12 protein-coding genes are annotated in these 9,112 nt (G+C 36.7%); all 12 read right to left on the bottom strand.

Annotated features, from left to right (window positions below; genetic code table 11):
* Positions 1–84: 84 nt before the first annotated feature.
* Entirely contained in the window at positions 85–255 is a 171-nt protein-coding gene (locus tag RG959_RS23465; RefSeq protein ID WP_342799220.1) for a hypothetical protein, read from the bottom strand.
* Positions 256–566: 311 nt separating this feature from the next.
* Complete coding sequence (locus tag RG959_RS23460) at positions 567–2,195, bottom strand: hypothetical protein (protein WP_342799219.1); 1,629 nt, start codon at positions 2,193–2,195, stop codon at positions 567–569.
* A gap of 584 nt (positions 2,196–2,779) precedes the next feature.
* On the bottom strand, positions 2,780–3,127 hold the full coding sequence (locus RG959_RS23455) for a GIY-YIG nuclease family protein (protein WP_342799218.1): 348 nt from the start codon (positions 3,125–3,127) through the stop codon (positions 2,780–2,782).
* 6 nt (positions 3,128–3,133) lie between these two features.
* Positions 3,134–3,952 carry a recombinase family protein gene (locus RG959_RS23450; protein ID WP_342799217.1) on the bottom strand — a complete coding sequence of 273 codons (819 nt, stop codon included), beginning with the start codon at positions 3,950–3,952 and terminating at the stop codon, positions 3,134–3,136.
* A gap of 221 nt (positions 3,953–4,173) precedes the next feature.
* The gene (locus tag RG959_RS23445; RefSeq protein ID WP_342799216.1) at positions 4,174–4,902 is read right to left on the bottom strand and encodes a hypothetical protein; all 729 of its coding nucleotides are present in this window, start codon (positions 4,900–4,902) and stop codon (positions 4,174–4,176) included.
* Between the two features lie 60 nt (positions 4,903–4,962).
* Positions 4,963–5,502 carry a hypothetical protein gene (locus tag RG959_RS23440; RefSeq protein ID WP_342799215.1) on the bottom strand — a complete coding sequence of 180 codons (540 nt, stop codon included), beginning with the start codon at positions 5,500–5,502 and terminating at the stop codon, positions 4,963–4,965.
* 111 nt (positions 5,503–5,613) lie between these two features.
* Positions 5,614–5,850 carry a hypothetical protein gene (locus tag RG959_RS23435; protein WP_342799214.1) on the bottom strand — a complete coding sequence of 79 codons (237 nt, stop codon included), beginning with the start codon at positions 5,848–5,850 and terminating at the stop codon, positions 5,614–5,616.
* Positions 5,851–6,058: 208 nt separating this feature from the next.
* On the bottom strand, positions 6,059–6,577 hold the full coding sequence (locus RG959_RS23430) for an HGGxSTG domain-containing protein (RefSeq protein WP_342799212.1): 519 nt from the start codon (positions 6,575–6,577) through the stop codon (positions 6,059–6,061).
* A 214-nt stretch (positions 6,578–6,791) separates the two neighbouring features.
* A complete protein-coding gene (locus RG959_RS23425; protein WP_342799221.1) occupies positions 6,792–7,475 on the bottom strand; it encodes an HK97 family phage prohead protease in 684 nt (227 codons plus the stop codon).
* Complete coding sequence (locus tag RG959_RS23420) at positions 7,475–8,113, bottom strand: hypothetical protein (protein WP_342799211.1); 639 nt, start codon at positions 8,111–8,113, stop codon at positions 7,475–7,477. Before RG959_RS23420 ends, RG959_RS23425 begins: the two co-directional genes overlap by 1 nt.
* The gene (locus RG959_RS23415) at positions 8,113–8,286 is read right to left on the bottom strand and encodes a phosphatase (RefSeq protein ID WP_342799210.1); all 174 of its coding nucleotides are present in this window, start codon (positions 8,284–8,286) and stop codon (positions 8,113–8,115) included. Before RG959_RS23415 ends, RG959_RS23420 begins: the two co-directional genes overlap by 1 nt.
* Positions 8,283–8,729: a hypothetical protein gene (locus tag RG959_RS23410; protein WP_342799209.1), complete on the bottom strand. Its 447-nt coding sequence runs from the start codon at positions 8,727–8,729 to the stop codon at positions 8,283–8,285. The genes RG959_RS23415 and RG959_RS23410 overlap by 4 nt, the downstream gene beginning before the upstream one ends.
* Positions 8,730–9,112 lie beyond the last annotated feature (383 nt).

Raw genomic sequence — 9,112 nt, 5'->3', positions numbered from 1 at the left:
CAAATACACCATAAAACCCTTAAAACCTAAAATAAGCTGTTTCTCGCTTGTTTAATTTAAACCATAAAAAAAGAGCCTGGCATGTTACACCGGCTCCTTTTCTTCTAATGCTTCTAATCGTGTATTCAATGTATCTAGTTCACTCAAGAACACTTTCAAATAAATATGATGAGCACCCATTTCCCCACCTACGCTGAATCCGGCTTCTCTTAATTCTTCTTTCAACTTTTCTTCTAACTCTGCCACATAGCTCATATCTTACACCTCCCTTATACTGCTTGTTTAATTGTTTGCAGTATAAGACCTGTGTAAGATTAAAGCGACCTATAGTTTAGCTGTTCAATCGTGTAATAAAGTCTTGTTTATTGCTTTTGTATGGCTTATTGTATGCTCGTTTATGTGTAGGATAAGAAAAAGTATTTAATTATGTTACGGGTTTGCACCCAAAAAGTGCCTTGAAGCCTTGTCGCTCTAAGGCTCAAGCCGTTACAAAAACTTTAAAAAACACAAACATAATATAAACCCGTAACATAACTAAAGTGATCAAAGTTTCAACTATAAAACCCTTACGGGTTGTAAGGGCATTTCGGCGTTTCTTTGTATTCTTTACCTTTCAAATATTTCGAGCGTTCCCTAGCAGGTAGCAAATGACAATATGCACGTTCTAGACAGTTGCTACACCGTTCAGACAGTTCGCATATTTTAAAGATCTTCACTGTTTGAATGTCTCGCGGTACAAATGCAGGTAGTTTATATTGATTAGGTAATCTTTTGAAATAATTCTTCGGCGCATTGCGTCTAATGATCTCTACTTTTCCCATCTCTACCAACTTATCAATTTGTTTTTTAACTCGTTGTCGATTGTCACCGAGGCCAGCTTGAGACATTTGCTCATATGTCATGTAAAATACACCGTCTTGATCGCTATAAGCCTTGGCATGGAGCGTTAGAGCGTAATAAACTCGTTGTAAAGCCTTCATTTGTAGCCTGTTATTTGTCTCTACCGATAGAATTTCTCGTATGTCGTTTTCCGTTATAACAACTTCTTTCGTACCGGCTAGAATTGGACTGTTATTCTTAAATACCGATTCCGGTACAGATGAAGCCTGGTGTAAAATATCCTTGTCTACTATGCTCGGATTCCATTTCTCGCTTATCCAATCTTTTATAGTTTGTTTAGCGTCTGCCAAACAGTATCCTTCATGTTTCAAAAACAGCGAGACATTATAGATCGCATTATTACGCTTTCCTTTTTCGTGTACTCCGTTTTCTAGTAGCCGTTTAATGCTTTCAATTTTTTCATGAAGTGTAGCTGGATCGTAAGTTGATACTGCTGAAACAGTACCAATAATTTCATCTGCTTCACTTTTAAAAATTTCATCATCTTCAGTTGCAAATTCATCTTCTATGCCTGAATAAATACCTTCCCGATCTAAAACTGCTTGTATAAGGTCTGCGCTTGCCTTTTTACGTGTTCTAATAACATCCATATAGTTTTCTATGGGTTCGCCTTTAAAATCGCATATAGGGCAAAATTCGCCTTTTTTGAAGTGTATACCGAGTGGCAGCTTGTACCCCAGTTCGCTTGTTCCGCCCCGAAGTTCAATTTCTTTATCGTCAGCGTCCAACATGTTGAGTACAATTTGGTAAAATACATCAACCAGATCTCTCTTCACAAGCGAGTCTAAGAATATATCAACGTGAAATCCTTTACTGCCGGATTTGCTTGCCAGTAGATTTTTTTCGTCAAACCCCCATGATTGCAGAAGCATAGTCAATTTGTTTAACAACTTTTCGTCAGGTATATCTATATCTAAACCTATAAACTTCGTGTGCTTTTCCTCGAAAAATACACCAATGGTTTTTTTATAATTCAAATGACTTTTCAAGTCATCATCAGCGAGATAATGAGTACGTAACTTTTTGGTATTTTCAGCTCGTTGCTTTTCTTCAAAATTTGAAATTGTGTTAGTTGTATATGGCAACCCTCTGCGAGATGGAATATACTCTAAAAACTTATGGCGAACTGTTATATAGAATTCATCAAAAAAACCAATAATTTCTTTCTGTTCTTGTCTCGTCTTGTACACTTCAACCTCATACTGTTTTAAATATTCCTCATAGGTTAGACCATGCGTTTTAGTATGTGAAGCTGTTAGCCGTTTGAATTCCTTGTTGCATACTTTACACAACATAAAAAAGCCCTCCTGGTAGCAGAAGGACAACAAAACAAGTTAAAATATTTTGGACATATTACACCATAATATTTTCGCAAAAAGGTTTAAAACCTGTCATTAGCGTGCTATACTACTAATATAATTAATATTAAATAGACAGGGCTTGTCCTTGTTCTGTTGTACTCGAAAGAGTTATCTTCTCAGGTCGCCAAACTAGAGGAAGGTAACTCTTTTTGCTATTTATTTTTGATAATCTTAATTATACATACTTATTTGGCAGACTAAAAGAGAAGCTTGCAATTATTTCGACAAAAACTACCATCTGAAAAAATAACTGTCTACAACGATTAGGCTCAGGTCTTATACTTAATTCACTCACCATTCTTTTTATATCTTGCCGTAGGATTGTCTCCTTGATAATTTGAACGAATCACAGCCAATTAAATAATGGAAAAAGGACGGAAATCGGCTGCCGTCCTTTTTTTATGACTTCATTTCGTTATAACACGCTGTATTCCGTGCGAGAACGTGCCAAATTCGCATTTTAAAGCGCCAAGCCTATACAAACCATTAAAAAGAGCGCAAACCGTTTAAAGTCGCGCTCAATAACTCATACTTGTATATCTATATTTATTAAACTTCGGGTTCAGTTCTCTGATAAACCATTTTTCTTTAGATAAAACATCACCTTCAACATACTTGATACCAATAAATAGGACTTCATCGAAATGGCCTTCTAATTTCCGTTGTCCTTTCCTTAAATGAGCCGGTAAGCGTCTACCAAGATCAATCGAGGATCCTACATACATCGGTTCAAATTGTTGGTTGAAAATAGTGTATACGCCCTTTTTAGCACTCTGCCCTCTAAAAAACTCTTTAATGCCTTCCCGCTGGAAGCTCGGTGCGGTAATGAAATCATCAAATAACTGCGGAAATTTAATATTATTCATACGCTATTAGACCTCCTTTCGTTTATTCTTTTGTAATTGAGCCCCTACTTTACCGAAAGTAATGCGGTTTATTAAAGGTTCATGCTGTCCGGAAACGTTCAAATCTGAATGTTTTAGTTCTCCTAAGTAAAAACGGTTGGTCAAAATATTGCGTATTGCCATAGTTGAAAAGTCTTTGCCCTGCTGTGATTTATAGCCTTTTTCTTTCAAGTGACGTTGAACCTTTAAAAGCGACTTATGCTCTAAGTAGCTTTTGAAAATCTCTTTAACGATAGGCGATTTTTCTTCGTCGATAATTATAATGGGTTTATCAACGCCTTCATGTTTCCACTTGTAACCTATTGGAGCATTACCGCAAGCCTTCACGCCGCCTTTTGCTTTTTGCCTTCTACCTTTTGCCAGCTTCATATTAATGCTTAGACGGTCGTATTGGTCTAGCAGTTCCATCATTCCATTAATCAAAAAGTCATTAGGGTCTTTGTCATAAATGGAATAGGTGCGCTGTTCTACACTTTTCACTTCTGCGTTGGCTTTCATCAATTGACGCTTAATCATTACCTTTGCATTATCCTCACGCCATAAACGACTTGTATTCATTACTACAACCGTTTTTACTTCTCCTTCTGAAACGGCTGCCAGTACCTCTGTTAGTCCGTCACGCTCAATTAAGGTTCCACTTACTCCTAAATCTCTAAAAACTTCTACCAATTCCAAACCGTTTTGTTTGCAGTACTCCTTGATAGCATTCTCTTGAACGTCTTTTCCATAACCTTTTTCCGCTTGTGTTTCAGTTGATACACGAACATAGCCAAGAACTTTTTCCATTTTTAAAATCACCTTCCAATAAATGTTAAATTAATTATAAGACCTGCTGTATTCTCCGTAAAGTGCTATGTATAAGATTTTATTAAAAACAATTATAAACACAATTACATCAATGGTTTAATGCCATTTTAACCTACCTTACATTTATAAACTCTCCACCCTCGGAAGAATATAAAAAAGCGGGATCAGTGATTTTTCAACCCTTTCCCGCTTTACTCTACTTATTCAAAATCTATATGTTCTAGTTCACCTTTATCCAATTCATGCTCACTATAACTAAGTTTCACTATTTTTCTCATCTCATTGTACTCGGTGATTATCGTTTTTACGATTTTCTTTATTAGATCAAATTCTGCATCATTGAAGGCTTTCAAAATTTTTTCATCATCAATTTTTCTATTTCCTCCATAATTAGTCCAGGCGTATCTATAAGCTATTGCCAACTTCAATAATTTAGGAGAAGCATACTCGCTGTTTTCAATTATGTAGTCACATAGCTCTTTCTTGTTGAAAGAAGTCATTTCATCTTCTATCGGGTTTACTTCTTCTGACATTTTTAAGCCTGTAATAAGATCTATTTGTTGTTTAACATGAGTGCGCTTGATCTCGATAAAAGGAAATTCTTCAAAACTCAAATCTTGAATTTCATTTTGCTTATGAAAAAACCTAACGTATTCCGACTGTATAATAATCCCATAAAGTTTAGCGTAAAGTACACTGTATCGGTTAAAGGTATAGTCGTTTGTAAAAGTTAAATCATTTGTGAAAACCTGCATCTCCTTCTGAAACAGGATTTTTACCTCTTCTGTTCTTTCCGTGATCTCTCTTATATCTTGCTTAGTGGCTAAATTTTTTCCCTTTTCAGCCATATAGGTTGGCATGTATTTTTTAATAAAAAGCCCTAGAAGAAACAACCCCACTACATTAATTATTCCTAATATCCAATCCATAATCTTTCTACCCCCTTTGAAAAGTCTGTGATTGAACGCTTGAAATAAACATACAACTATCTACTTCTGATATTTATTTAAAAAATCAGCCAGTGCTAAATGTAGTACGTCTGATTTATTGACCTTTTCAACTTTGCAAAATTCATCTAACAGCTCGCCGATCTTATTATCAATAACAATAGTCTTCCTTGTTTTACCGTTATTTGGTAAATCTTTAATTCGTTCATGAAGCGGCTGCCCGACACCTTGCGGTGTTTTTTCTTCTTTCTTCTCCTGCCAATCCTTCAACATTTCCCTAATAATATGTATTTCATCTTGGGTGAACTGCTTATGATCAGCCTGTGAACTGCTTTTCTTAGACGATGAATCATCATAGGCTCGAAACTCGAAAATACTTTTATCAAGCGGCTCAGGACCTTCTCCTACATAATTCCAGCCTTTTGGCGCCCTGTTGCTGTATTCATACCCTGCATTCTTCAAAGCGGCGAGAAGCGGTTTCTGACTAATATTCTTTATATTCTTTGCAATATCAACCGCAGGAATGCCGTTCCTTATAGCTTCTAAAATACTGCCAATAGTCGCTTTTTCATCAATAGTCATACCTTGTTCACTCCTTGTTCATCCCGAGTAATATAAAGTAACATATATTTCATTCTACGTGAACAGTGGATGAACTTTCAAACATAAAAAAAGAGCCCTGTTAGGCTCATTTCAATACAGCTCAAGAATTAGTCCCGGTTCTGCATCAGGAAAGTCAGTACCTTCCGAATTTTCTAGGTCTAAGTAAAGTATTTTTTCAGCATGTTCAAGTGCATACAAAAGAATACTTTTTATTTCACGCTCAAATACTTCTATTTCTTCTTCCACCTCGTCGTATCCATTTTGATGTAAGCCTGTCACGTCAATAGTTATTGAAACATCTTTCGTCTTAATAATTAAATTTTTCAACTTAATTCACTCCATTTCAATTTGGTACTTGATGTATTTCAAAAAGTTGAAATTTTTTAAGTGATCTTTGAAAAAAATAAAAAAGAACGAAAATATCTTCGTTCTTCTGTAAAAATGACGCTCATATTCGCCGTCTAAGACGTTTTAAGTAACTCATGAATGTATTTGTATTCGATAATCTAAAAAGGCGTGAGAGGCGCTATTTTAGCTATTTCTTGCTTAGTCTGCTTTCCCGATGTTGTTGGATAATCATCACCAATTTATCAAGCGAACCGTCAGCATTATTTTCACCAGATGCCAGTTCCCGCATTTCCCGTATTAACTCTAATGCTCTCGGGTCTTGACGTGCCAAAGCGTCCTCGATCTTTAATATAGTTTCAACGCTTGTCTTATCTTTCAATATTTCATCTTCCCAAAGTTTCAACATTCGCCGAGTTCTTATTTCAAGTATATTATATCGACCTTTCACCTGCTTTACGGTATCCTCCGGCACCTGCTCATACAACTCTTTTTCTTCATCAGACAGCATATCATATGAAATTGTTTCATATTCGCCTGTCTTTACTGCATTTTTATTGCCTAACAAGCTGTTTCGGTGCTTTTCTTTGTCCTTCGGACCTGTGCTTTTACCTCCATGAACCGAACAACGACCATTTTTCAACGCTCGTCTTTGGCATGGTTTGCCGGTACTTTTGGCTTTTGCCCCGCATATAACCTTTTCTTTCATGTCACCACCTCCAGACTTCATAACATGAGGTATCGTTTTCAAAAAATGGAGCGAGCAATCAAGCCCACTCTTTTCATATCTCCCTCAAACCATCTATGAAGTTTCAATATTTCGAGTTTCAACTTATGTCTGCACATACCTTTTCTTTATCAATTCACTTGTAACTCATATAAGTGTTTTCTAAATAGCTGTTTTAGTTTTTCCTTTATCTTTTTCATGATCTTATTGCCCTGGCCATTGATTGTTTTGTTTGTTCTGTTATCCATACTTTTAATTGCTCTGGTGGCATATCTATATCAAGTGTTTCTCCGAATAACGACTTTTTAAATGCGTCCCCGACCATTTTTTCAACTTCTTCAGGTGTCACATTTATAGAGATTCCTTTTGATTTCATTTTCAATTCGCCTATCTTAATAAATTTGGCTGCCGCTTCGTTGATATAACCTAATGATTTCGCCTGCTGTAATGCCGTTGGGTTGCTCGGTACAGGTACAGCTGAAAGCTCTAAAAGTTCTTGCTTCGTGTAGTGATAGCCTGTCTCTGTTGGTACTGCTTCTTTTCCAACAAAACCGACCGACGTTGCATTTAGAAAGCCGCCTTTATATAACTCGTAAATTGTATCAGCGAATGGATAAATGCCTTTTGCCGGAAACTCAATATCAAAGACCAATTTTCTGTTCTGTACCGCAACTTTCAACGCTCGTCCTATCGGCGGAATGCTATAATCATGAGCCCATAAAAACACAGGATTTTGCTTGTAGTTTTTCAAATCCCATCCGCCTGATGAAATTGTGTCACCGTCGCGATCTACATGCTCTGTCGAGCCTATAAAGCGTAATATACGATCATCACCGATCTGTTTGACGTCGAAGTTAATTGTTTTAGACCGGCAACTCATCACGCTTCACCTCGTTGTCCTGTGAATTTTTCTACTTGAAACTTAGTAAACTCTTTCTCTAAGCCTTTTTCCTCTAGAAATTTGAGATAACTCATATAAGCCAATGCGCCATGTTGCGATGCTAAAATAGCTCTATTCAATTCTTTTTCCGTTAGTTGAAATTCATTTTCCAAAGTTTCAACATCAATGAACACGCCGATCTTTCTCACCGGCACTGAAATTTCAACACTCTGCGATTTAATTCTTTCAACATAGAATTTATTAAATTCACCTTCTAGCTCTTGTTCTTCCAAAAACGCCTGACAAATAACAGTCAACATACCAGATCGAGCAGGAACCGCTAATTCATCCCACGAATATTTTTGTACCTGTTTCAATATGTCTGATTTGCTAGCCTTTTTCTTCGGTACTGTTTTTTCAATGCCTAGTAAATATGCGATTTTATCAACTTCATCAATATCTTTGCGTTCAGCTCTAAACCGCGCAAATTCAAGTTGCAGGTTCATTTCTTTTAGAAACAATTTATAATCCGTCAATTCTTCTCCACGCTGTACTGCAACCTCAATAAATTTATCCAAATCTCCCTCTGTTTGTTTCAACTCTCTTTCTAAAAGAGATATTGTCTCGTTCGTTGTCATTATAATTCCTCCTGTTGTTTAGCTTTTTTCATGTAATGTCGTTCCTGGTACTGCTTTACCTTGTCCGGATTTTTCTTGCACCATTGACGCTTGTATTCATTAGCTTTATCGCGGTTCTTTGATCTCCATTGGCGTTGATATTCACGCTTGGCTGCCAATGCTGTTTCATTCATTGCACATCCCCCTCTAGATCGTGAATTCTTTCTTCTGACTGTTTCAACATGTACTCTGTATTTTCAATTTCTGTTTGTTTGTCGGCGAGTTTACCTTGAAACTCACGTTTCAGTGCGTCAAGATCGCCTCCTAAGCGCGATAATGTTCGTGTATGGTTCGGCATATCGCTTTTTAGTCGGTTCGCTTCTGCTTTCAGCTCATCTACTTCCCTATCAATTTCTAAACGCTTGCGATCAAGCTGTTTGCCTACTGTATCGCGCAAATAATAATAACGGCCTTCCAGTTGTTGAGCCTCTAATACATCGCCCATTTCTGCAGAAGCGTTTCTTTCCCTCCAAATTGACTGATATTCCCTAGTATTTTCTGCGATCTGTTCCATAACCTTGTCTAATTCTGCTTGTTTCTGCTCAATCAAACCTAACTCTTTCGTTTTTCTCACCATTTCCATGACCTCCTAAATGTGTTTTTTGTATATAAAAAAGCCCTACTCCAAGTGGAATAAGGCTTTTAAGTGGTTTTTATGTAAGTTTAAAAGTTGGCTGCTCGCCGGTAATTGTTTGTAGTATATGATCTATCAACTCATTTGTATATTGCTTTTTTTGCTTTTAACCTTGATCTTGCTTTCACTCACTACCGCGCTACCGCTTGCTCACCGCTACCCGCTACGGGACTACGCTCCCAGACTAAAACAAATAAGCGTCATTCCCTTTTATTATTGCTTATATCGCCTTTTAAAAACCTTTTAATACAAATACACCATAAAACCCTTAAAACCTAAAATAAGCTGTTTCTCGCTTGTTTAATTTAAACCATAAAAAAAGAGCC

It is taken from the genome of Domibacillus sp. 8LH (assembly GCF_038806185.1).
GTDB lineage: Bacteria > Bacillota > Bacilli > Bacillales > Domibacillaceae > Domibacillus > Domibacillus indicus_A.
This window is presented reverse-complemented; position numbering and strand designations above follow the sequence as displayed.

Bases quoted from the DNA above. Each gene is read 5' to 3' on its own strand.
- RG959_RS23465 (WP_342799220.1), bottom strand. From the start codon at position 255: ATGAGCTATGTGGCAGAGTTAGAAGAAAAGTTGAAAGAAGAATTAAGA.
- RG959_RS23460 (WP_342799219.1), bottom strand. From the start codon at position 2,195: ATGTTGTGTAAAGTATGCAACAAGGAATTCAAACGGCTAACAGCTTCA.
- RG959_RS23455 (WP_342799218.1), bottom strand. From the start codon at position 3,127: ATGAATAATATTAAATTTCCGCAGTTATTTGATGATTTCATTACCGCA.
- RG959_RS23450 (WP_342799217.1), bottom strand. From the start codon at position 3,952: ATGGAAAAAGTTCTTGGCTATGTTCGTGTATCAACTGAAACACAAGCG.
- RG959_RS23445 (WP_342799216.1), bottom strand. From the start codon at position 4,902: ATGGATTGGATATTAGGAATAATTAATGTAGTGGGGTTGTTTCTTCTA.
- RG959_RS23440 (WP_342799215.1), bottom strand. From the start codon at position 5,502: ATGACTATTGATGAAAAAGCGACTATTGGCAGTATTTTAGAAGCTATA.
- RG959_RS23430 (WP_342799212.1), bottom strand. From the start codon at position 6,577: ATGAAAGAAAAGGTTATATGCGGGGCAAAAGCCAAAAGTACCGGCAAA.
- RG959_RS23425 (WP_342799221.1), bottom strand. From the start codon at position 7,475: ATGAGTTGCCGGTCTAAAACAATTAACTTCGACGTCAAACAGATCGGT.
- RG959_RS23420 (WP_342799211.1), bottom strand. From the start codon at position 8,113: ATGACAACGAACGAGACAATATCTCTTTTAGAAAGAGAGTTGAAACAA.
- RG959_RS23415 (WP_342799210.1), bottom strand. From the start codon at position 8,286: ATGAATGAAACAGCATTGGCAGCCAAGCGTGAATATCAACGCCAATGG.
- RG959_RS23410 (WP_342799209.1), bottom strand. From the start codon at position 8,729: ATGGTGAGAAAAACGAAAGAGTTAGGTTTGATTGAGCAGAAACAAGCA.